Genomic DNA, 21,697 nt, shown 5'->3' with positions numbered 1-21,697 from the left:
GCTCCGATCCGGCGACCGAGCGGCCGCGTCAGTCCCAGCCCGGCGTCCCGGGCGCGCCGGCGTCGTCCTCCGTCTCGCGGACGAGTCGGTCGCGGGCCTCGCGGTCGAGGGCGACGCGCTCGCCGTCGTCGCCGGCGCGCTCGGTCCACGCCCCGATCGCTCGGCCGACCCACGAGTCGGCCTCGCGGGCGCGCTCTCGGGCCTCAGTCATGCGCTCGCGGTTCACCGACAGCGACCCCGGGCGGGAGCCGACGGCGGCGCCGGCGAAGCGCGCGCGGTCGTCGGCGGTCCCGGCGCCGTCGCGGAGGCGGACGACGGCGCCGTCGAGGCCGTCCGGATCCGGGTAGGCGAACACCGTCGCGCCGAGGGCCTGCGGACCGAACGCGGGCGCCGGGAGGTCCTCGGGCGGCTCGTCGTCGAGGAGGCGCTCGCCGCCGCCCGCGGCCTCGACGCGCTCGCACTCCGTCTCGGCGCCGAGGTCGAGGTTCTGTCCCGGGTACGTCGAACAGGTGCGCGGGTAGCGGTCGGTGTCGTGGATCCGGCACTGGAGCGTCGTCGGGTCGAGGAAGGCGCACGCGTCGAGCCAGCGCGGCTCGTCGGTCCCGATCGGCGCGACCGGCTTGGGGGGCTTCCGGAGGCCGACGACGAAAACGGGCCGGTCGTCGACGGCGGCGAGCTCGACCCCGTCGATCCGGACGCTGTCGTCCCGTTCGGCAGGTTCGAACAGCCGAGGGATCAGGGCGTCGCCGAGGCCGTCGTCGACGAACCGGGCGACCTCGTCGCGGGTGAGCGGGACGAGGTCGTAGGCGTCGTCGAGCGGGGGACGCGGGCCGGTGCGGTCCGAGCCCGCGGCGGCCGGGTCGAGCGGGCGCCAGTCGACGCAGCAGCCGGCACAGCCCTCGCAGTCGAGTTCCATACGTCCGTGCTAACGGTTCGCGCGGGGATAAGCGATCGGCGGCGGCGGGGGGCGCGTCGAGGGACGGTCGGTCGCGGCGGCGGCTCGCCGGCCGGCGGTCACTCAGAGCTCGCCCTTCGTGCTCGGCGTGTCGCTGCGGCGCTCGTCGAGGCGGGTAGCGTCGTCGAGCGCGCGCGCTACGGCCTTGAACAGCGCCTCGACCTCGTGGTGGGCGTTGTCGCCCTGCTCGACCGTCGCGTGGAGCGTCAGCCCGGCGTTGTGGGCCAGAGAGAGCGCGAAGTGGTCGGCCATGACGCTGGTGAACTCGCCGACCGACTCCTGGGAGAAGGCGCCCTCGAACTCGTAGTAGGGGCGCCCCGCGACGTCGACGACGACGCTCGCGACCGCCTCGTCGAGGGGCACGCGGCGGTCGGCGTACCGCCGAATTCCCCGCTTGTCGCCGAGCGCCTCGTCGAACGCCTCCCCGAGGCAGATCGCCACATCCTCGACCGTGTGGTGGTCGTCGATGTCGAGGTCGCCGTCGCAGCGGACCGTGAGGTCGAAGAGGCCGTGCTTGGCGAAGGATTCGAGCATGTGGTCGTAGAAGCCGATCCCCGTCGAGACCTCGCTGTCGCCGTCGCCGTCGAGCGCGAGGGTGAGTTCGATCGTCGTCTCGCTCGTCTCGCGGGTAACGGCCGCGGTCCGGTCGTGCTCGCTCATACCGGCCCGTCGCGGGGGATTCGTAAGTCGGTTGCGGGTGGGGCGGGGGTCTGGGTCCGTGACAGAAGAGCGGACGCGATGCGGGAGTCGAAGAAGCATTTATAAAAGAGGTGCGGTGGCGCGTGTCTGCGAGCGGCCGGAGCGAAGCGGAGGCCGCGAGTCGCACGCGCGAGGGAGTCGGTGGTCCGGAGCGAAGCGGAGGACCACCAACGAGGCTGGGGAGGTGTGAGGCAGCGGTGCGGTCGCGGTCGGGTGGGACTCAAAGGGGCAGCCGGGAGGACGAAGCCCGGCGCAGTAAGCACCGCAGGGAGCGAGTGAAACGAGCGACCGAGGAGCGCAGCAAGCCGCGCGAGTCCTCCCGGCTGGGGCTTTGGAGGTGTTCGCCGACGATCCGAAGTCATTTATTTATAAGTAATCAACGACACGTCCGGCGCTTACTATTTAAACCTCGTCAGCCGTGTTCTGCGCCTCTCGGAGCGTGAACTCGCCCTCGTACAGTGCGGTGCCGACGACGACGGCGGCCGCGCCGGCCCTTTTTAAGTCGACGACGTCCTCGACCGTCGCCACCCCGCCGGACGCGATCACGGGAATATCCACGGCCTCGACAACGCTCGCCACCGCCTCGCGGTCGATCCCCTCCAGTTGGCCCTCCACGTCGACGTTCGTGAAGAGGATCGCGCCGGCGCCCAGTTCCTCGTAGCGCGCCGCGGCCTCGGCCGGGTCCAGTCCGGTCCCCTCGGTCCAGCCCGAGACGACGACCTCGCCGTCCTTCGCGTCGAGGCTGACGACGACGCTCCCCGGGTGCGTCTCGTCGATCGCGGCGACGATCTCGGGCGTCTCGACCGCCGCGGTCCCGAGGATGACGCGGTCGAGTCCCAAGTCCAGGAGGTCGCGCGCGCCGTCAGCGGTCCGGATGCCGCCCCCGAGTTGGAGGCCGACACCGTCCCCGTCGTCGCCGCCGACGGCCTCGACGACCGCCTCGATCGCCGTCGCGTTGACGCGCTCGCCCTCGAACGCGCCGTCGAGGTCGACGAGGTGGAGCGTGCCGGCGCCCGCCTCGATCCACCGCTCGGCGGCCGCGACGGGGTCGCCGTAGCGCTTGCCCGTTCCGCGCTCACCGCCGACCAGCTGGACGACCTCGCCGTCCTGGACGTCGACGGCGGGGATCACCTCGAACTCGGGGAACTGGCTCATACTGGAGGGGAGTCGCGGCCGGTGATTAAACTGGTCGATTCGAGATGAAACAGAGGGCGAACCAGTGAACTGATCGTCTCCAAATCCTCAGTCGATTGTTTATAAATGGCCACCTGTGTATCGACGGCAAATGCCTCCAAAGCCCCAGTCGCTCGGCGATACGTGATTGACCGGAGAACGACGGCGAACACCTCCAAAGCCCCAGTCGCGAGGACGCCGTACGCTCGCTGCGCTCCTCAGTCGCTCGTTTCACTCGCTCCCTGCGGTGCTTACGTCGCCTACGGCGTCCTCGCGACTGCCCCTTTGAGTCCCACCCCGGCCGCACAGCACCGCCGGAAGACGGTCGCCTCGCTTCGCTCGGCGCTGCGTCTTCCGTACTCCCGCTCGCTCCCTCCGGTCGCTCGCGGGACCGCATCCTCACACCTCCCCAGCCTCGTCAGCCGGCCTCCGCTACGCTCCGGCCGACTGACTCCCTCGCGCGTGCTCCTCGCGACCGCCTCCGGCGGCCACTCGGAGGCACGCGCCACCGCACCCGAGTTATAAATGATAGAATTTCAGCGAAACCGAGTATTCCGGATTCTCGACCGCCTCAAGCCACCGAAATGAGCAGCTGCGAGACGTCCTCGTCGTAGGCAGCCGGGTCGGTCGCAAGCGCCTCGGCGGTCTCGGCGTCGGCGAGCTGCGTCACAGCGGTCTCGGCGTCGACCGAGTCGGGCAGCGCCGCGTCGAAGACCTCGAGGAGCGGCTCGGTCGGGTAGGCGCCGCCGGCGACGATGACGTCGGTCCCGTCGTGCCAGACGCCGAGCCGGGCCTCGATCTCGAGGGGCCGATCGATCTCGGCGGTCGACCCGGTCGGAAGCGGGATCCCGCCGTCGATCGGGTACTCGCCCGTCAGCCGCCACGCGGTCGCGGTGTGGCCGGACCGGACGGTGGTGGTCATCTCCTCGGCGACCTCGACGTCCTCGATGCCGGCGGTCCGGAGCTGCGCGCGGAACGCGTCGGTCGCCGCCGTCTCCACCTCGCTCATCACCCGGTCGCGGCCGACGCCGGCCGGGAGCTGGTCGACCGCGGGCCGGAGGTCGATCCGCGTCGCGAAGAAGACGACCGGCGACCCCGACGCGTCGATCGTCTCGGCGAGCGCGTCCGCGACAGGCGCGTACTCGAAGATCCGCGTGCGTTCGAGCGCCCGAACCGTGACGGGGCCGTACGACTGCTCGAACACCGTGCTCTCGGACCCGTCGGTCTGCCGCCAGTCCTCGATCCGGTCGCTCGTCACCTCGGGTTCCGGCACCGGCCCGTCGCGCCCGCCGAGACAGCCCGCGAGACCGACGGTTCCGATCGCCGCGCCGCCGGCGAGCAGCCGCCGCCGGGTCGTCCGCGTCGACCGCGCTCCGGAGTGCTCGTCCATGGATCCGGGTGGTCGTCCCGGAGTAAATGGGTGTCGGCGGGCCAGTGTTCGGACACGAAGGGGAGATCGGGCGGAGCAGCTCGGGGACGTCGCTCGGCGACGGCGTCGGGACGCGGACGGATCCCTTATGTAACCACCGAGTACAACAACCAGGTGATGACCACCGACGAGAGCGAGACGCGGCGGCGATCGGCCCGGCCACGCACCCGACGGCGGTTCCTGACGGCGGCCGGGACGGCGGGAGCCGTTGCGCTCGCCGGCTGTAGCGCCGAGCGGACCGGCGACGGGGACGACGGCGGCGACGGCTCCGGGAGCGACGGGGACGGGACGGGCGACGGAAACGACACCGACGACGGCGACGGGGAGGGCGACGGCGGCGACGACGAGACCCCGACGCTGACGGTGGCGACCTACACGAGCTTCATCGACGCGCCCTCGGTGAGCCCCGGCGAGTGGCTCAAAGAGGAGTTCGAGAGCCGGTACGACGCCGAGCTGGAGTGGGCGACCCCGGACAACGAGGTGAACTACTACGTCGAGCGCGCCGCCTCGGGCGCGGGCATCGACGCCGACCTCTACGTCGGCCTGACGACGGAGGACCTCGTGCGCGTCGACGAGCAACTGGACGAGGACCTCTTCGCCGAGGCGGGCGATATCGAGGGGCGCGACGCCGTCAAGGAGGGGCTCCGGTTCGATCCGTTCGACCGGGCGGTTCCGTACGACACCGGCTACGTGAGCCTCGTGTACGACGGCACGACGATCGAGGCGCCCGAGACGTTCGACGGGCTGCTCGACGACGAGCACGCGGGGGCGCTCATCGCGCAGAACCCCGGCGCCTCCTCGACCGGCCGCGCGTTCCTCCTCCACACGGTCAGCCGCTTCGGCGACGGCGGCGTCGCGAGCGACGGCGACGGCGAGGCGATCGAGGGCGAGGACGGCGACCCCGACTACGACTACCTCGACTACTGGGCGGACCTCCAGGAGAACGACGTGCGCGTACTGGGGAGCTGGGACGACGCGTACGCGGCCTGGAGCGAGGGCGAGGCGCCGATCGTCGTCTCCTACTCCACCGATCAGGTGTTCGCGGACATGGAGGGCCAGGACCTCGACAAACACCAGATCCGCTTCCTCAACGACCAGGCGTACGCGAACCCGGAGGGGATGGCCGTCTTCGCCGACGCCGCCGAGCCCGACCTCGCCCGGCAGTTCATGTCGTTCATGTTGGAGCCGGACGTTCAGGGACAGATCGCCCAGCGCAACGTCGCGTTCCCGGCGACCGGCGGCGCCGAGCTCCCGAGCGACTACGCCGAGCTGGCCCAAGAGCCGGCCGACCCGGTGACGTTCACCTACGACGAGCTCCAGGGATCGGTCGACGCGTGGGTCGAGGCCTGGGAGCGGCAGTTCGCCGAGAACTAAGCCGCGTGCGCGACGAGGGACCGAGCGCGTGACGGGAGTCGACGGCGATCGCGCGGCCGACCGCGGCGGCCGCGGCGACCACGGGGATCGGTTGGCCCGCCTCCGCGAGGGCGTCGAGTCGCACGCGCTGACCGCGCTCGCGGTCATCACCAGCGCCGCGCTCGTCGTCGCCTTCTACTACCCGACCGCGACGGTCCTCGTCGAGGCGGTCGTCGTCGACGGCGCCGTCACCCTCGGCGTCTTCGCGGACGTGCTCACCGACCCGTTCTACTTCGGCGAGCTGGCGCGGCTGCTGTCGGGCGAGTCGCCGGCGGCGGTCGCGCGCTCGCTGCTCTCGCCGGACCGCCGGCTCGGGATCGTCGGCTTCACCGCGTACCAGGCGGTCCTCTCGACTATCGCGAGCGTCGCCCTCGGACTCCCGGCCGCCTACCTGCTCGCGCGGTTCGAGTTCCCCGGCCGGAAGACGCTGCGCTCGCTCACCATCGTCCCGTTCGTCCTCCCGTCGATCATGGTCGCGGTCGGGTTCGTCGCGACGTTCGGCGACAACGGCACGTTAAACGCCGCCCTGACCGCGTTCGGGCTCCCGCGGGTCGACCTGCTGTTCACGCTCGAAGCGGTCGTGATCGCCCACGCGTTCTACAACGCGCCGCTCGTGGCGCGCGTGACGACCGCGGCGTGGGAGTCGGTGGACGCGAGCGCGGTCGAGACCGCCCGGAGCCTCGGCGCCGGCCCGGTCCGGGCGTTCGTCGACGTGGTCGCGCCGCAGGTGTACCCCGCCGTGCTCACGGGCGCGGCGCTCACCTTCGTGTTCACCTTCGGCACCTTCCCCATCGTGCTCGCGCTCGGCGGGTTCCAGCTGGCGACCGTCGAGGTGTTCGTCTACCGGCTCGTGCGCGACCTGAGCTACGCCGAGGCCGCCGCGCTGGCGATCGTCGAGCTCGTGATCTCGCTCGGGGTCCTGCTGGCGTACCTCCGGTACGAGGCCCGAAGCTCGACCAGCACGCGCGGGGCGCGACCCCTCCCCCGGCGCTCGCTGGTCCCGCCCGCGCCGACCCTCCGCGAACTGCTGCCGCGGGCGGGGCTGGCCGCGTACGTCGCCGTCGCGGGGGTCGTCTTCCTCGCGCCGATCGCGTCGATGATCCTCGCGAGCGTCACGGGGGGTGACGGCGCGCTCACGCTCGAGAACTACCGGTTCCTCGTCGAGCGCCAGCAGACGGGGGCGGCGTTTCAGGTGCGGCCGTGGCCCGCGATCCGCAACTCGCTCCTCTTCGCGACGGGGGCGACGCTGCTCGCGCTCCCGATGGGCGTCGTCGTCGCGGTGTTGACCACGCGGCGGTACCGCGGGCGGACGCTGGTCGACGCGGCCGCGATGGCGCCGCTCGCGGTGTCGGGGATCATCGTCGGGCTCGGGCTCCTCCGGGGGCTCGTCTTCGGCGTCGAGATCGCGGGGTGGCGGATCGCCGCGAGCGGCGCGGTCGCGGTCGTGGTCGCGCACGCGGTCTCGGGCTACCCGTTCGTCGTGCGCACCGTCTCGCCCGGGCTCGCCGGGCTGGACCGCTCGCTCGTCGAGTCCGCGCGGGCGCTCGGCGCGTCGCGGGCGCGGGTGATCCGGGACGTGGAGCTCCCCCTCGTCTGGCCCGCGGTCGTCGCGGGGGCGGCGTTCGCGTTCGCCATCTCCATCGGCGAGTTCACCTCGACGGTCGTGCTGGCGACCGGCGCCGACACGTACACGATGCCCGTCGCGATCGAACGGTTCATCGGGCGGCGGCTCGGACCCGCGACCGCCATGGGCGTCGTCCTGCTGGTCGTAACCGGGCTCAGCTTCGTCGTCATCGAGCGGCTGGGGGGTGAGCACCGTGGGCTCTGAGCGCAGCACGGAATTCGACGGCGACGACACGGACCCCTCAGTCGCCGTCGAACTCGACGGGGTGACGAAGCGCTACGGGGAGACCGCCGCCGTCGACGACGTGACCCTCCGAGTGCGCGAGGGGGAGTTCTTCACGCTCGTCGGCCCCTCGGGCTGCGGGAAGACGACCACGCTCCGGCTGATCGCGGGGTTCGAGGAGCCGACCGCGGGGACGGTCCGGTTCGGCGGGAAATCGATGGCCGGCGTCCCGCCCGAGGACCGCGACGTGGGCGTCGTCTTCCAGAGCTACGCGCTCTTCCCGCACATGACCGTCGGCGAGAACGTCGCGTACGGGCTCAACTTCGCCGACCCGCCGGAGGGGACGACGCGCGACGAGCGCGTCGCGGAGCTGCTCGAACTCGTCGACCTCCCGGACGCCGCCGACCGCGACCCCGAGAGCCTCTCGGGCGGGCAGCAACAGCGGATTGCGATGGCGCGGGCACTCGCCCCGGGCCCCGACGTCCTGCTCCTCGACGAGCCGATGAGCGCGCTCGACGCGCGGCTCCGCGAGCGACTGCGCGCGCAGGTGAAGGAGATCCAGTCCGAGCTGGGAATCACGACGATCTACGTCACTCACGATCAGGAGGAGGCGCTGGCGATCTCCGACCGCGTCGCGGTGATGAACGACGGCGCCCCCGAGCAGGTGGCACCCCCGCGAACGGTCTACCGCGAGCCCGCGACCCGGTTCGTCGCGGCGTTCGTCGGCGACAACAACGTGTTCGCCGGGGAGGTGGTCGACGCGCCCGCCGACGGAGAGCTCGCGGTCGACGTCGACGGCGGCGACGAGACGCTTCGCGTGCGAACCGACGCCGACCCCGGCACGGCCCCGTCGGTCGGCGACCGGATCGCCTTCTGCGTCCGTCCGGAGAACCTCCGCGTCGCGGGCGCGGACGGAAATCCCGGAGACGCAGCGGCCCCTACGACCGAGAATTCCCTGCGCGCGACCGTCGCCAGCGCGGAGTTCCTCGGGGAGACGACGCGCGTCACGCTCGACTGGGGCGGCCGCGAGCTCGTCGTCCGCGTCGTCGACCCGATCGACGGCGCGGTCGCGGTCGGGTTCGATCCCGAAGACGCACACGTGATCGAAGTCGAATCGCGGTGAACAGCGACGTTTGTTTATAAATAGATGCGGTGGCGCGTGCCTGCGAGGCCGCCATGCGGCCGAGCAGCACCGCGCGAGGGAGTCAGTCGCCGAAGCGAAGCGACGGCGACTGACGAGGCTGGGGAGGCGTGAGGTGCCGTGCGGTCGCGGTCGGGCGGGACTCAAAGGGGCAGCCGGCGAGGCGGGCACAGGCGACGTAAGCACCGAACGAGGGAGCGATAGCGACCGAGTGAGGCGCGCAGCGAGCGTGCGCCCGCCTCGCCGGCTGGGGCTTTGGAAGTGTCGTCCGTCGAGTTAGTAGCAGCAGTTTATAAGTAAGCGGCTGGGGCTTTGGGGGCGTCGTCCGCGGGCTTGCTAGCAACGATTTATAAATAAACTATTCACTCTTAAAAAGCAGTTACCGATCAGCCCGCGACGGCGAGCTATCGGACCATCTCACCGAACCCGTCAACGACGTACACGTATCGAGGCGACACGCCTTACCCCGCGGACCCCGTTACCCACGAGTATGGCCTCCGAGGCGTGCGACGTCTGCGAGCGGTCCGTGCGGATCGCCGGCGGGATCGGCGACCTGTGGAACTTCGCGTTCGAGTCGACGCAGGGGCTCACGCTCGAACTCACCGACGGCTCGGAGTTCTTCCTCTGTTTCGACTGCATGGAGAAACTGCCCGACGACCACGAGCCGACCGCGGAGGACGTCGCCGACCTCCGGGAGCGCACCGACCCGGTCGACGAGGACGGCAACCACTTCTGGCACTGGGGCTGAGCGGGACCGTTCAGGCGCCACCCGCTATTTAAAAAGAAGCCGCCGCGTCAGTCCGCCTTCCCTTCCTCGCCCGCGTCCGATTCCTCGTTAATCTCGGGCGTCGACGGCTCCGGCTCGACGCCGGTCTCGGCGGGCGTCGGTGTCGCGTCGGTCACGTCGTTCGACCGCGCGCCGCTGCCGAACAGCCGGTCGAGGAAGCCGCGCTCGCTCTTCCGCTCGGCGAGCAGCACGGAACACTCGACCTCTTCGAGCACTTGGAGGACGAGCGAGCCGCCGACCAGCCGCGAGAGCAGCCCCTTCTCCGTGGCGCCGATGATGAGCATCGTCGCGTCGCGGGCGGCGCGCTCGATGCTGTCCTCCACGTCGCCGGTCTCGATCCGCAGCGTCGCGTCCGAGAGGTCGTGGGCGTCGGCCCACTCGGCGAGGAACGCGCGGCCCGCCTCCTCGCCGTCCTCGGCGACGTGGAGCAGGGTCACCTCGCCGCCGAACTCGGTCTGGAGCATCTTCGCGACGGCGCCGGACAGATCCGAGGCCGGACCGCCCGCGGTCGGCACGAGGATGCGCGAGGCGTCGAACCCGCGGTCGCGGAACACGAGGAAGTCCGAGGGGAGCGAGTACGCCAGCTCGTCGACGGCGGACTCGGCGCGGCCGGGCGCGCCGTGGGAGTCCTCGCCCCAGCCCATCACGGTCATGTCCGCGCCGTAGGTGCGCGCGGCGTCGAACACCTCCTCGAACACGCGGTGCGATAAGACGACGTGGGTCTCCACGTCGACGCCGAACGTCTCGGCGTCCTCGCGGGCCTGGTCGAGGAGGCCGTGGGCCGCCTCGTGGGCGCCGCGGTCGCGCGCCGCCTCCAGCGAGGTCTGGTCGGGGACGTTCGCGATGTTGACCGCGACGACCGTCCCGTCCCGCTGTTTGGCGATGGCCGAGGCGAGCGTGATCAGGTGCTCCTCGGTCTTGGGGTTCGCGAGCGGCACCATCACGCGGTAGTCGCCGCCGCTCGGCTGGACGGATGTCGCCGCCGAGACGGCCTGCTCGGGCAGTTCGTCGGACCGGTCGAGGATCCACGTCCCGAGGACGCCGCGGGACTCCACCTTCCCGCGGGCGTACAGCAGGTACCAGAGGACCGCGAAGGCGACGAGGCCGAACGAGATCAGGATGATCGTCGGCTCGATGTAGATTATCAGCGCGAACGACGATATCGTCCCGATTATCGGGACGGCGGGGTAGAACGGGACCTCGAAGTCGGGGTCGTACCCCTCGACCTCAGACTCGCGCATCACGATCAGCGCGAGGTTGAGCAGCCCGTAGACGATGAGGTGGAGGACGGAGCCCATCGTCGACAGCGACTCCACGCCGCCGGCGACGAGGAAGACGAGGATGAGCGCGCCGGTGAGCGCGATCGACTTGTACGGCGTGCCGAACCGCTCGTGGATCTCGTTGAGCTTCGGGGTGACGATCTTCTCGCGGCCCATCGCGAAGTTGATCCGCGACGACGAGAGGATCGAGGCGTTCGCCGACGAGGCGGTCGCGAGCAGCCCGCCGATCAGCAGCATGCCGGCGCCGACGGCGCCGAGCGAGAAGCCGAACACCTCGTACTGCCCGAAGAGGAGCCGGGCGGCGTCGACGACCGCGGTCTCGTTGTTCGCGACGAGGTCGTTCGGCACCGCCGCGAGCAGCACGAGGAGGAACAGCGCGTACACGACCGTGACGATGACGACCGAGCCGAGGACGGCAAGCGGGAGGTTCCGCCCGGGATTTTTGATCTCCTCCGCGACCGAGGTGATCTGGACGAACCCCAGATACGAGACGAAGATGATCCCCGTCACCGGCAGCACCTGGCTCGTCGTTCCCGGGGGCGCGAGGGGGCGCAGCGACGACATCTCGGCGTTCAGCAGCCCGACGACGGTGAAGACGGCGAGGATGCCCAGAAGCGACATCACGATGACGATCTGGAGCCCGCCCGTCTCCTTCGCGCCGAAGTAGTTGACCGCGATGAAGAGCAGCGCGCCCGCGAGACCGATCACCTGCGCCGCCTCCAGCGTCACGAAGCCGAGTCCGACCGGCCCGAGGCCGAGGAGGGCGTTGACGTACTCGCCGAAGCCGTACATGTAGAAGGCGGACGCGAACGCCAGCCCGAGCCAGTTCGCCCACCCCGCGACGGAGCCGAACATGGGGCCGAGCGCGCGGTTGACGTAGAAGTACGCCCCGCCGGACTTCGGCATCGCGGTCCCCAGCTCGGAGGCCGACAGCGCGGTGAATAAGGCGATCACGCCGCCGAGGACGAAGGTGAACGCCGCGAGCGGCCCGGCGCGGGCGACCGCGGTGCCGGGCAGCACGAAGATCCCGGCGCCGATCATCGTCCCGATCCCGATGGTGAGCGCCGCGAGCGGCCCCAGGTCCTTCGCGAGCTCCTCGTCGCCGCTCACGGCGGGCCACCTCGGGCGGTTGTGACTCTTCGGGCGTGTATCATACGTTCTTTCTCTCCTCCGTTCGTATAAACCCGGTTGATCCGGGCGACGGCGCCGTTTCCGGAAGGGAGCGCGGGGTTCGGCGGTCCGGAGCCGCCCGGTCACGGAGCGTTCGACCGTCGCGCCTTTTGAACGGAACACAAGGTCCATACCCGCACGCGTCCCGGTACGATCCAACAGGTGGATCCCGTGACGAAGAAACGCGAATACCGCGACGACTACGACGACAAGACGCTGTACATCCCCGGCCCGACGGAGGTCCGCGACGACGTCATCGAGGCGATGACGGAGTCGACGTTCGGCCACCGGATGGACCGGATGACCGACCTCTACACCACCATCGTCGAGGACACGAAGGAGTTCCTCGGCACCGACAACGAGGTCGTCATCCTCACCGGCTCCGGCACTGAGTTCTGGGAGGCGACGACGCTGAACCTCGTCGACGAACACCTCCTCGTCCCGACCTGTGGCGCGTTCAGCGAGCGCTACGCCAACGTCGCCGAGCGCCTCGGGAAGACCGTCCACCGTCTGGAGTACGAGTGGGGCGAGGCGGTCAAGCCGGAGGACGTCCGCGAGGCGATCGAGACCGCCGACGTCAATTACGACATGGTCGCGGGCGTGATGAACGAGTCCTCGACCGGCGTCCGCAATCCGATCGAAGAGATCGGCGACGTTCTCAAAGAGTACCCGGACACCTACTTCGCCGTCGACGCCGTCTCCTGTCTCGGCGGGGATTACATCGACATCGACGCCCACGGCATCGACGCCATCTTCGCGTCAACCCAGAAGGCGTTCGCGATGCCCCCCGGGCTCGCCGTCTGCGTCGTCAGCGCCCACGCCTACGACCGCGAGGTCGAGAAGGGCGACTCCTCGTGGTACGGCGGCTTCCGCCGCACGATCGACTACTACGACCGGAAGGGCCAGACCCACTCGACGCCCGCCATCCCGATCATGCTGGCGTACCGCCAGCAGATGAAGCACATGCTCGACGAGGGGCACCGCGCCCGCGACGAGCGCCACCGCGAGATGATGGAGTACGTCCACGACTGGGCCGACGAGCACTTCGCGATGTTCCCCGAGGACGGGTACGAGTCGCAGACCGTCGCCTGCGTCGAGAACACGCGGGGGATCGACGTGGCCGCGACCATCGAGGAAGTGAACGAGGAGTACGACATGGCCTTCTCGAACGGCTACGGCGACCTCGGCGAGGAGACGTTCCGGATCGGTCACATGGGCGAACACACCGTCGAGAGCGTGACGGAGCTCACCGACGCCATCGAGGACGTCGCGGACCTCTGAGCGGGCGCGTCCCCGCGAACCCGCCGACCCGCCCCGCTCAGCCCTCGTCGCGGTCGGCGACGAGTTCGATCCTGTAGATCCGGCCGCCGCTCTCCGTTCGCTCCGCGCCCACGACGACGAACGCGCGGTCGCCGACGTCGACGATGTCGCCCGTGTCGAGCGGCTCCGTCGGCCCGTCGGTTTCCCCCTCCCCTTCGCCGACGACCGCGTCCGCGCCGACGGCGAGCGCGGCCGCTCCCCGGTCGATCGCGCGCCGCCAGAAGGCGTCCGAGGGCGGCCGCGGCCCCACCCGCGACGCCAACTCGCTCCGCGTGAGTCGTCTCATCGGGTTCGACTCGTCGCGCGCGCCCTTAGCCGGTTCGGAATCCGGCGAAATCGGAGCCCGCTACAGCCAGAGCAGCTGCGCGTGCCGCGTGCCGTCGAACTCCAGGACCGTCTCCTCGTCGACGAGCCCGGCCTCGACGGCGACGCCGACCGCCTCGGTGCCGACGATGTTCGCAACCTGCGCGCGCTGAAGGCCCGCGATCACCTCCTCGGCGGTCGCCTCGACGGCGTCGTCCCCGCCATAGAACTCCTCGCTGACGGTGAGCGTCGCGCTCCCGTTGTCGTACGTCTCGCCGAGGCAGTCTGGGTCGCAGACGGAGACGAGCCGTCCCTCGGCGGTCTCGCGCTCGCGCAGCAGCATTCAGAAGCCCTCGGGCCCCTCGCCCTGAAGCTCTCGCTCCGGGCCCTCGGCCTCGCCGTCCTGCCCGGTACGGTCGCCGCGGCCGCCGCCCTGCCCGCCGCGCCCGCCGGCACCGGGCTGGCCCCCGGGGCCGCCGGCGCCGCCCTGTCCGCCGCGACCGCCCTGCGGCGGCTGTCCGCCGGGACCTGGCGCCTGGCCGGTCTGCTCTTCGATCATCTGTTCTTCCGTCTCGCGGCGGAGCTCCTCGGCCTGATCGGCGACCTCCTCGGCCTGCTCGTGCTCGCCCGCCTCTTCGAGCGCCCGCGCCTTCTCCTCTAAGACGCCAGCGTCGCGGTAGCCGAGCCGGATCGCGTTGTCGAAACAGGAGACCGCGTCCTCGGCGAGCCCGCGCTCGACCAGCAGGAACCCGCGGTTGTACCACGCTTCCGCGAAGCGCGGGTCGGTCTCGACGGCGCGCTCGGCGTGTTCGAGCGCCTGCTCGCCCTGCCCGGACTCCCAGAGCGCGTACGCGAGGTTCGTTTCCGCGGTCGCGGCGTGCTCGGACTCCTCGTCGATGCGCAGCGCCTCCTGATACGCGCCGATCGCCTGGTCGAACTCCTCCAGCTGGGCGTGGGCGGCCCCCTTGTTTACCCACGCCTCCTGGGCCTCGAGCGAGTCCTCCTCGGCGAAGTTGGCGGCGCGCTCGAACGTCTCCGTCGCCTCTTCGAAGCGGTTGATACCCATGTACGAGAGGCCGACGTCGATCAGCTGCTCGACGTCGACGTCCTCGCTGCCGATGTTCCGGCGGTCCAGCTCCTCGGTCAACACGCGGGAGTCGACGGGGTCGACGCGGCTCGGGTCCTCGCCGAGCTCCGGCGGGTCCAGCGTGAACGCGTCGTAGTCGGCGTCGACGCCCTGCCCCGAGGAGAACTCGTGGCCGTCGTCGTCGCGTTCGTCGGTCATACCCGCGGATTGGCGGTCACGACGCGTAAGGGTTGCGTCGCGCCGCGTCCCACGGGGGCGACTCCCACGGGTAGACGCTTTTACCGCTGCGGACCGTTGCTCCGCGCGCATGCCCTCCGAATCTCCGCCCACCACGCCTCGACTCTCGACGCGGCTCCGGTTCGGCGTCGCGGCCCTCCTCGTCGCCGTCGGCGCCGCCGCCAGCCTCGCGGTCGCACCGGACCTCCCCGAACAGCTGGTAACGCGGTGGAACGCGGCCGGCGAGCCGACCGAAACGCTCTCCCGAACCCTCGGGATGTGGCTCGTGCCCGGACTCGCGGCCGGGCTGCTCGGGCTGTTCGCGCTGCTCCCGCGGATCGACCCCCTGGGGGAGAATATCGCGGCGTTCCGGGTCCACTACGACCGGTTCGTCGTCGTGTTCACCGCGTTCCTCGTCGCGCTCCACCTCGCCGTGCTCGGCTTCAACCTCGGCTACGCGGTCGACGTGACGACGCTCGCGGTCGCCGGCGGAGCCGCGCTGTTCTACTACGTCGGGACGCTGCTCCCGCACGTCGAGCCGAACTGGTTCGTCGGGATCCGGACGCCGTGGACGCTCAGCGACGACGCCGTCTGGGAGCGGACTCACGCGCTCGGCGCCCGGCTGTTCAAGCTCTCGGCGCTGATCGCGGTCGCCGGCCTCTTCGCCGGCGAGTACGCGGTCTACTTCCTCGTCGGCCCCGCGCTCGCGACCGCCGCGGTCACCGTCGCGTACTCCTACGTCCTGTACGCGAGAGGCGCGAGCGAGGGGGACGACGGCGACGCCGCGCCCCGGACCGCGAAGTAGGGCGAGGCGCCGACGGCCCGCGAGGTGGGAGAGAGCGTCGACGGCCGGCGACGGGCGTCCGTCGCTCGGGCGAATTCCGCCCCGGTGCCCGGCGTTTATACCCGCGGCCCCGAAGAGACGTGTATGACCGAGGAGTCACGCGCTGACCGGCGGTCCCCCGTCGGCGAGCCGGTGGTCCGGGCGGACCCGGCGGTGACGGGCGACCGGGCCGCGGACGCGGTGGGGTTCGACCCGAACGACCCCGACAGCGTCGCCGAGGCCGCGGAGACGGTGGGCCGCTTCGCGGCCGGCGACGTGGGCGACGGCGACAACGTCCTGATGCTGCGCGGCGCCGCCGCCTGCGCGGCGCTCGTCCGCGGCGTCGGCTCGTACAAGGAGGCGGCCGAGCGGGCGGGAGAAGACGTCTCCGTCGCGTTCATCCGCAAGTGGGCGCGGGTCCACGACCTCCCGCAGGCGATCCGTCGGCAGGTCGCCAACGGGCGGATCGCGCCGAGCGCCGCGAAACACGTCGCGCGGCTCGGCGGACGGGACCGCTACCTGCTCGCGTGGGCGGCGATCGACGGCGATCTCACGGTCCGAGAGGTGCGCGCGATCGCCTCGGCCGTCAACGACGGGGAGGACATCGAGGCCGCGGTCCGCGAGGCGGGCGTCGAGCTCGGCCGGCTTCAGCTCCGGCTCCCCGCCGAGACGTACGTGGAACTGCGCCGCCGCGCCTCGATGGAGAACGTCGAGCCGGGCGAGATCGTCGCCGACGCGGTCGACGAGTACCTCGCTGACGACCGGGGAGACTGAGCGCCGCCGATCGACTACGCCGCGTAGTCGTTCGCGAACCGCTCCGCGGCCGCGGCGATCGCCGCCCGCGCTCGGACGACCTCCTCCCACGCGATCGTCTCGTCCGGGTAGTGCGCCTCGTCGATGGTGCCCGGGCCGAACAGCACCGCCGGGATCCCGGCCGCGACGAGGTGTCGCGAATCGGCGCCGTACGTCGCTCCTCGCGGCTCGACGTCCGGGAGTCCGGTCGCGACGAGGCCGGCGCGGACCGCCTCGACGACCGGCTCGTCGACGGCGATCTCCGCGGGCTCGAACTGGACCGAGAACCGCTCGAACCGGGGCGGATGGTCGCGCAGCCAGGGGTCGTCCGCGGCGACTCGCTCCAGCCGCTCGCGGAACGCCGCCTCCACCTCCTCGACGGTCTCGCCGGGCGCCACGCCGATCCGGAACTCCGCTTCGAGCGTCGCCGGCACCGTCGACGCCCACGAGCCGGCCTCGACGCGGCCGCAGACGACCGGCCACGGGACCGGAAACTCCCCGTACAGCGGGTGTGAGACCGACTCGCTACGCTCCGTCTCCAACTCCATGAACGCCTCACGGATCGCCTCGAACCGCGGGAGCACGTCCTCGCCGCGCCACCGGGTGGCCGCGTGCGCGCTCCGCCCGTCGATCTCCAGCCGGGCCATCAGCGACCCCTCGCACGCGACGACCGGGCGCAGCTCGGTCGGCTCGGCGACGATCGCCGCGTCGCGCTCGAAGGGATACGGGTTCGCGAGCGCGGCGGTCGCCGCGCCGTAGCCGCCGTCCTCCTCGCCCGCGACGACCTCGACGACGAGCCGGAGGCCCGCGGGCGGGAGGTCGATCGACCCGTCCGCGACCCCCTCGCGGACCTCCACCGCGGCGCCGACGCAGGCCGCGAGCCCGCACTTCATGTCGGCCGCGCCGCGGGCGGTGAGAGTCTCGACGCCCTCGTCGCCGCCGCCGTCCGCGTTCGCGGACGCGGCCCCCTCCGCGTCGTCGCGCCAGACCGGCTCGAAGGGGTCGCTCGACCACTCGGACGGCTCGGCGGGGACGACGTCGAGGTGGCCGTTCAGGACGAGGGTGGGGACCGGATCGCCGCCGTTCTCGCCGACCGCGTCGCCCGCGTCGTCAGCGTCGCCCGCGCCGCACGCACCGCCCAGTTCGAGGACGCCTGCGACGCTGCGCCGTCCCTCGACGGCCGCCGCGTCGAGGTCGTCCGGGAAGGAGGGGTGGTCGGCGAGGACGGCGGGGTCGGCGCCCCAGGCGTACGTCTCGAAGCCGAGATCGGCGAGCCGCTCCACGACGAACGCGGCCGCGGCCGCCTCCTCGCCGGCGGTCGAGCGGTGCCGACAGAGGTCGGCCGCGAACGCGCGCATGTCGAACTCCATGCTCGCGGCGACGGCTGGGGCCGGGAAACCGTTTCGGGTGGCGGCGCCGACCCCTACCGCGGTTCTAAACGTTTATCCCTCGGCTGACCCTATCCCGAGTCGCCTGGGCCGGTAGCTCAGTTAGGGAGAGCGTCCGGCTTTTAACCGGACGGTCGGGGGTTCGAATCCCTCCCGGCCCGCTGTACCGCCCCGAGCAAAACCGCGAGCGGCGGCGCTGTGCTGAAAGAATTTAACCCGCGGTCACTCCTCCCGGGCGACCCACTCCAGCGCCGCCGCCCGACGGTCGAGGAGCGTGCCGAGGTGGTCGGCCTCAACGGTCTCGAAGGTCCCGTCGAGTTCGTCGATCAGCGACCGGACGGGGGAAAGCGGCGTGTTCTCGTCGGTCGTGCCGTGCCACGCACGGACCGGGACACCGACCGAATCGGCGTCGAGCGACGCGCTCGCGAACGCCCGGTTCTCGCGTTCGACCGCCCGCGCGCCGCGGTCGAGGGCCTCGTGGAAGTCGGCCGCCACGGCCTCGGCGACCGGGTCGGAGACGGAGCGGTCCGTGTACTGCGAGACGACCGCGCTCGGCCCGGAAATCGACGCGACCGCGTCGGAGATTCGGAACATCGCGCGCAGCGCGAACGGGACCGACGCGAGCGTCGCGAGGGCGTTCTCGGCCGGCGGGACGACGCTGCTCACCAGCCCGACCCGAGCGACGCGGTCGTCGCTCGCGGCGGCGAGCGCGAACGGGCCGCCGCCGGAGAAGCCGAGGACGCCGGCTCGCTCGACCGACTCCGCGTCGAGGAGTCCGCCGAGGTCGGCCGGCCAGTCCTCCCACGACCACTCGGCCGCTGGCGGCGAGGAACGACCGTAGCCGGGGCGGTCGGGAACGAGGAGCCGAACGCCGGCCTCGGCCGCGGGACCCGACAGCAGCGCACCGAACAGCCGCGACCCGGGCGTGCCGTGGTGGACGACGACCGGGACCCCGTCCGGGTCGCCCCCGCTCGCGTACGAGAGGGTGCGTCCGTCGGGGAGGGTACACGCGTCCGTCGAGAGCTGCGTTGGATCGGGCGGCATGGTGGGACCTACGCGGCGGTTCTCGGAGGAGCGGAAAACGGGTTGCGGTTCGGGAGCCCGAACCCGCGAGCGGCGTCGCTCGCGGTCGTCGAAAGGGGGAAGAAAGCGTGTGTCGCGTCAGCGCGTGACGCGTCGTCTCGTGACGCGCCAAAGTGAGCCGATCCGCTCAGTAGCCGAGCTGCTCGCGCACGAGGACGACCGTCGTGCGGCCCTCCTCGGTCTCGCGGCGGTAGACGAGCTGCTTGGCGATCGACGACTCGACGCCGTACGCCTCCTGCGCGCGCTCGTTCTCCAGCGGGTACGCGACCGACTCCAGCCGGTCGAAGGCGTCCGAGAGCGTCGGGACGATCTTGTTGATCCCCGTGACGATGACGACGTTGCCCGCGGCGAACGGGTACGCGCCGATCCGGCTGCCGGAGAGGTCCGCGGCGACGAGCTCGCCCGTCTGCGCGACCGCGTTGATGCCGCCGAGGAAGTAGTCGGCCGTCTGCGACTCGCGCCGCGCGGTCTGTCGCTCCGCGTCGTCGTCGATGCCCCAGATCTGGTCCGGGAGGCTCTCCCACTCGTGGTCGCCCCCGCTGAGGAACTCGTCGAACCCGATCTCTTCGAGCGTCGTCGAGTGCCCGTTCATCACCGAGACCCCCGCGGGGATCTGGGATTTCACGGCCTCCAGCGCCTCGTCGGCGTCGTCGACGACGACCACGTCGAAGCCGCGCTCCTCCAAGTTGGCGACCGTCGCCTCGACCGTCTCGTCGTCGGGCAGCTCGTCCAGTTCCGCGTCGATCTCGGCGTCGTCTGCGTAGTCGGCTTTCTGCTGTGGCATGGTGAACGTGAGAACCTCGTCGGAAGATCGGAGGGCCGGGAGTCACTTAACCGCTCGCGGACACCGCCGTCCGGTGGTTACGCGGGTGTTACCCTCGTGTCGTACGAGGCGAATGTGGGAGGCAGTGGCGTGGTGGCCGGGTGGGGTGGCTGCGAACGCGGGCGAGCGGGACGCTACGCGGTCGGGTCGTCGATAAAAATCGCGTGTCGTCGAGGCCCGAAGGGGCGCGCGACGGTCGGTCGAGAGGCGGTGCGGTTCGGCGTCAGGTCGGAATCAGGGGGCTGTGTGAGTTCTCGCCGAACTTCACATCGCGCCGCCCATACCGCCCATGCCGCCCATGCCGCCGCCCATGCCGCCGGGCGCGCCGCCGGGGCCGCCGTCGTCGCCGCCGTCGTCGGTGCCGCCGCCCTTGAGGTCGCCGGCCGCGATGACGTCGTCGATGCGGAGGATCATGACGGCCGCCTCGGTGGCGGACTCGATGGCCTGGGTCTTGACGCGGAGCGGCTCCACGACGCCCTCGGCCTCCATGTCGATCACGTCGCCCGTGTAGGCGTCGAGACCGGCGCCGAACTCGCCGCCGTCGTGGCGGGAGCGGAGGTCGACCAGCGAGTCGATGGGGTCGAGACCCGCGTTCTCGGCGAGGGTGCGCGGGACGACTTCCAGCGCGTCGGCGAACGCCTCGACGGCGAGCTGCTCGCGGCCGCCGACGGAGTCGGCGAAGTCGCGGAGCTGGAGGGCCAGCTCGGCCTCGGGGGCGCCGCCGCCGGGCAGGACCTGCCCGTCGAGCAGCGTCGTGCGGACGACGCCGAGCGAGTCGTCGATGGCGCGCTCGACCTCGTCGACGACGTGTTCGGTGCCGCCGCGGAGGATGAGGGTGACGGACTTCGCCTCTTCGACGTCCTCGACGAAGATGCGCTCGTCGCCGCCGATGTCCTTCTGGGCGACGGAGCCGGCGAAGCCGAGGTCGTCCGTCTCGATGTCGTCGAGGTTGGAGACGACGCGGCCGCCGGTCGCGCGGGCGAGGCGCTTGAGGTCGTCGGACTTCGCGCGGCGGACGGCGAGGATGCCCTCCTGCGCGAGGTAGTGCTGGGCCATGTCGTCGATGCCGTCACCGACGAAGACGACGTCGGCGCCGATGTCGGTGAGGTGGTCGACCATTTCGCGGAGCTGCTCCTCCTCCTGGTCGAGGAACTGCTGGAGCTGGTCGGGGTCAGTGACGTTGACCTCGGCGTCGATCTCCGTCTCCTTCACTTCGATGGCGCCGTCGAACAGCGCCACGTCGGCGTCCTCGACCGCGAAGGGCATGTTCTCGTCGACGCGCTCCTTGTCGACGATGACGCCCTCGACGAGCTCGGACTCGTCGATGGAGCTGCCGACGACCTTCTCGACGGAGACGTTCTCCGTGTCGATGCCGTCGTCGTCCTGAACCGCGAGGACGGCGTCGACGACGAGCTCGGCGAGGAGGTCCTTGGAGTTCTCCGCGCCCTTGCCCGTCATCGCCGTCTCGGCGATCTCGACGAGCGTGTCGCGGTCGTCCGCGGAGACGTCGATGGCCTCCTCGTCGAGGATCTCCTTGGCCTTCTCGGCGGCCTGTCGGTACCCCTGCGCGAGGGTCGTCGCGTGGATGTCCTGGTCGAGGAGCTCCTCGGCCTGGTCGAGGAGCTCACCGGCGACCACGACCGCGGAGGTGGTGCCGTCGCCGACCTCCTCCTCCTGCGTCTCGGAGACCTCGACGATCATGTTGGCCGCCGGGTGGTCGATGTCCATCTCCTTCAGGATGGTGACGCCGTCGTTCGTGACGACGACGGACCCGCCGGAGTCGACGAGCATCTTGTCCATCCCTTTCGGGCCGAGCGTGGTGCGGACGGACTCCGCGACCGCCTTGCCGGCCGTGATGTTCATGTTCTGCGCGTCCTTTCCGGAGGTACGCTGCGACTCTTCAGAAAGTACGATCATGGGCTGATTGCCCATCCGCTGACGCTGTGACATTACAGCCATTGATTGATTG

General features: G+C 71.1%; 19 protein-coding genes and 1 tRNA gene. 8 read left to right on the top strand and 12 right to left on the bottom strand.

Features of this window, described 5'->3' with window-relative positions; translation table 11 throughout:
- Positions 1-28: 28 nt before the first annotated feature.
- From C470_RS09240 to C470_RS09225, 4 genes are all read right to left on the bottom strand, one after another.
- On the bottom strand, positions 29-916 hold the full coding sequence (locus C470_RS09240; protein ID WP_004599310.1) for a YkgJ family cysteine cluster protein: 888 nt from the start codon (positions 914-916) through the stop codon (positions 29-31).
- Between the two features lie 102 nt (positions 917-1,018).
- On the bottom strand, positions 1,019-1,615 hold the full coding sequence (gene hisB, locus C470_RS09235; protein WP_008366784.1) for an imidazoleglycerol-phosphate dehydratase HisB: 597 nt from the start codon (positions 1,613-1,615) through the stop codon (positions 1,019-1,021).
- Positions 1,616-2,056: 441 nt separating this feature from the next.
- Positions 2,057-2,809 (bottom strand): 1-(5-phosphoribosyl)-5-[(5-phosphoribosylamino)methylideneamino]imidazole-4-carboxamide isomerase, encoded by a 753-nt coding sequence (gene hisA, locus C470_RS09230; protein WP_008366782.1) that lies wholly within the window; start codon positions 2,807-2,809, stop codon positions 2,057-2,059.
- A 589-nt stretch (positions 2,810-3,398) separates the two neighbouring features.
- Positions 3,399-4,217, bottom strand: coding sequence for a hypothetical protein (locus C470_RS09225; RefSeq protein ID WP_008366780.1), 819 nt, complete (start codon positions 4,215-4,217; stop codon positions 3,399-3,401).
- 156 nt (positions 4,218-4,373) lie between these two features.
- Between C470_RS09225 and C470_RS09220 the strand changes: the two genes are divergently transcribed.
- From C470_RS09220 to C470_RS09205, 4 genes are all read left to right on the top strand, one after another.
- Positions 4,374-5,630: a thiamine ABC transporter substrate-binding protein gene (locus C470_RS09220; protein WP_007995653.1), complete on the top strand. Its 1,257-nt coding sequence runs from the start codon at positions 4,374-4,376 to the stop codon at positions 5,628-5,630.
- A 28-nt stretch (positions 5,631-5,658) separates the two neighbouring features.
- Positions 5,659-7,497 (top strand): ABC transporter permease, encoded by a 1,839-nt coding sequence (locus tag C470_RS09215; protein ID WP_008366778.1) that lies wholly within the window; start codon positions 5,659-5,661, stop codon positions 7,495-7,497.
- On the top strand, positions 7,487-8,638 hold the full coding sequence (locus tag C470_RS09210) for an ABC transporter ATP-binding protein (RefSeq protein WP_007345633.1): 1,152 nt from the start codon (positions 7,487-7,489) through the stop codon (positions 8,636-8,638). The genes C470_RS09215 and C470_RS09210 overlap by 11 nt, the downstream gene beginning before the upstream one ends.
- 508 nt (positions 8,639-9,146) lie before the next feature.
- Positions 9,147-9,404: a DUF7561 family protein gene (locus C470_RS09205; RefSeq protein ID WP_007345634.1), complete on the top strand. Its 258-nt coding sequence runs from the start codon at positions 9,147-9,149 to the stop codon at positions 9,402-9,404.
- 47 nt (positions 9,405-9,451) lie between these two features.
- Here C470_RS09205 and C470_RS09200 read toward each other — a convergent pair whose 3' ends face one another.
- On the bottom strand, positions 9,452-11,833 hold the full coding sequence (locus tag C470_RS09200; protein ID WP_008366776.1) for an amino acid permease: 2,382 nt from the start codon (positions 11,831-11,833) through the stop codon (positions 9,452-9,454).
- Between the two features lie 231 nt (positions 11,834-12,064).
- On the opposite strand from C470_RS09200, the gene C470_RS09195 reads away from it, so the two are divergent.
- Positions 12,065-13,174: a pyridoxal-phosphate-dependent aminotransferase family protein gene (locus C470_RS09195; protein ID WP_008366775.1), complete on the top strand. Its 1,110-nt coding sequence runs from the start codon at positions 12,065-12,067 to the stop codon at positions 13,172-13,174.
- 37 nt (positions 13,175-13,211) lie between these two features.
- On the opposite strand, the gene C470_RS09190 is transcribed toward C470_RS09195, so the two are convergent.
- The 3 genes from C470_RS09190 to C470_RS09180 are packed head-to-tail and all read right to left on the bottom strand — an operon-like array spanning position 13,212 to position 14,801.
- Positions 13,212-13,499, bottom strand: a complete 288-nt coding sequence (locus C470_RS09190; RefSeq protein WP_008366773.1) for a hypothetical protein — start codon at positions 13,497-13,499, stop codon at positions 13,212-13,214.
- A 60-nt stretch (positions 13,500-13,559) separates the two neighbouring features.
- Entirely contained in the window at positions 13,560-13,859 is a 300-nt protein-coding gene (locus C470_RS09185; RefSeq protein ID WP_004599299.1) for a DUF424 domain-containing protein, read from the bottom strand.
- On the bottom strand, positions 13,860-14,801 hold the full coding sequence (locus C470_RS09180; RefSeq protein WP_004599298.1) for a tetratricopeptide repeat protein: 942 nt from the start codon (positions 14,799-14,801) through the stop codon (positions 13,860-13,862). It abuts the gene before it with no gap.
- A 109-nt stretch (positions 14,802-14,910) separates the two neighbouring features.
- On the opposite strand from C470_RS09180, the gene C470_RS09175 reads away from it, so the two are divergent.
- On the top strand, positions 14,911-15,624 hold the full coding sequence (locus tag C470_RS09175; RefSeq protein WP_008366771.1) for an SdpI family protein: 714 nt from the start codon (positions 14,911-14,913) through the stop codon (positions 15,622-15,624).
- Between the two features lie 123 nt (positions 15,625-15,747).
- Positions 15,748-16,416, top strand: coding sequence for a DUF7119 family protein (locus C470_RS09170; protein ID WP_004599296.1), 669 nt, complete (start codon positions 15,748-15,750; stop codon positions 16,414-16,416).
- 14 nt (positions 16,417-16,430) lie between these two features.
- On the opposite strand, the gene C470_RS09165 is transcribed toward C470_RS09170, so the two are convergent.
- Positions 16,431-17,804 carry a M20/M25/M40 family metallo-hydrolase gene (locus tag C470_RS09165; protein ID WP_008366768.1) on the bottom strand — a complete coding sequence of 458 codons (1,374 nt, stop codon included), beginning with the start codon at positions 17,802-17,804 and terminating at the stop codon, positions 16,431-16,433.
- A 105-nt stretch (positions 17,805-17,909) separates the two neighbouring features.
- Here C470_RS09165 and C470_RS09160 point away from each other — a divergent pair.
- A tRNA-Lys gene (locus C470_RS09160) sits at positions 17,910-17,983 on the top strand.
- 61 nt (positions 17,984-18,044) lie between these two features.
- Here C470_RS09160 and C470_RS09155 read toward each other — a convergent pair.
- From C470_RS09155 to thsA, 3 genes are all read right to left on the bottom strand, one after another.
- Positions 18,045-18,866 carry an alpha/beta fold hydrolase gene (locus tag C470_RS09155; RefSeq protein ID WP_008366767.1) on the bottom strand — a complete coding sequence of 274 codons (822 nt, stop codon included), beginning with the start codon at positions 18,864-18,866 and terminating at the stop codon, positions 18,045-18,047.
- 166 nt (positions 18,867-19,032) lie between these two features.
- Positions 19,033-19,689 (bottom strand): lactate utilization protein, encoded by a 657-nt coding sequence (locus tag C470_RS09150; protein ID WP_007345644.1) that lies wholly within the window; start codon positions 19,687-19,689, stop codon positions 19,033-19,035.
- A 303-nt stretch (positions 19,690-19,992) separates the two neighbouring features.
- Positions 19,993-21,645, bottom strand: a complete 1,653-nt coding sequence (gene thsA, locus C470_RS09145) for a thermosome subunit alpha (RefSeq protein WP_080506002.1) — start codon at positions 21,643-21,645, stop codon at positions 19,993-19,995.
- Between the last annotated feature and the right edge of the window lie 52 nt (positions 21,646-21,697).

The sequence above is a fragment of the Halorubrum distributum JCM 13561 genome (assembly GCF_000337395.1).
Lineage (GTDB): Archaea > Halobacteriota > Halobacteria > Halobacteriales > Haloferacaceae > Halorubrum > Halorubrum distributum.
The sequence above is the reverse complement of the archived record's forward strand: the minus strand, read 5'-3'. Positions and strand labels throughout refer to the sequence as shown.

Bases quoted from the DNA above. Each gene is read 5' to 3' on its own strand.
- C470_RS09225 (WP_008366780.1), bottom strand. From the start codon at position 4,217: ATGGACGAGCACTCCGGAGCGCGGTCGACGCGGACGACCCGGCGGCGG.
- C470_RS09240 (WP_004599310.1), bottom strand. From the start codon at position 916: ATGGAACTCGACTGCGAGGGCTGTGCCGGCTGCTGCGTCGACTGGCGC.
- C470_RS09190 (WP_008366773.1), bottom strand. From the start codon at position 13,499: ATGAGACGACTCACGCGGAGCGAGTTGGCGTCGCGGGTGGGGCCGCGG.
- C470_RS09165 (WP_008366768.1), bottom strand. From the start codon at position 17,804: ATGGAGTTCGACATGCGCGCGTTCGCGGCCGACCTCTGTCGGCACCGC.
- C470_RS09180 (WP_004599298.1), bottom strand. From the start codon at position 14,801: ATGACCGACGAACGCGACGACGACGGCCACGAGTTCTCCTCGGGGCAG.
- thsA (WP_080506002.1), bottom strand. From the start codon at position 21,645: ATGATCGTACTTTCTGAAGAGTCGCAGCGTACCTCCGGAAAGGACGCG.
- hisB (WP_008366784.1), bottom strand. From the start codon at position 1,615: ATGAGCGAGCACGACCGGACCGCGGCCGTTACCCGCGAGACGAGCGAG.
- C470_RS09150 (WP_007345644.1), bottom strand. From the start codon at position 19,689: ATGCCACAGCAGAAAGCCGACTACGCAGACGACGCCGAGATCGACGCG.
- C470_RS09205 (WP_007345634.1), top strand. From the start codon at position 9,147: ATGGCCTCCGAGGCGTGCGACGTCTGCGAGCGGTCCGTGCGGATCGCC.
- C470_RS09175 (WP_008366771.1), top strand. From the start codon at position 14,911: ATGCCCTCCGAATCTCCGCCCACCACGCCTCGACTCTCGACGCGGCTC.
- hisA (WP_008366782.1), bottom strand. From the start codon at position 2,809: ATGAGCCAGTTCCCCGAGTTCGAGGTGATCCCCGCCGTCGACGTCCAG.
- C470_RS09220 (WP_007995653.1), top strand. From the start codon at position 4,374: ATGACCACCGACGAGAGCGAGACGCGGCGGCGATCGGCCCGGCCACGC.
- C470_RS09170 (WP_004599296.1), top strand. From the start codon at position 15,748: ATGACCGAGGAGTCACGCGCTGACCGGCGGTCCCCCGTCGGCGAGCCG.
- C470_RS09155 (WP_008366767.1), bottom strand. From the start codon at position 18,866: ATGCCGCCCGATCCAACGCAGCTCTCGACGGACGCGTGTACCCTCCCC.
- C470_RS09185 (WP_004599299.1), bottom strand. From the start codon at position 13,859: ATGCTGCTGCGCGAGCGCGAGACCGCCGAGGGACGGCTCGTCTCCGTC.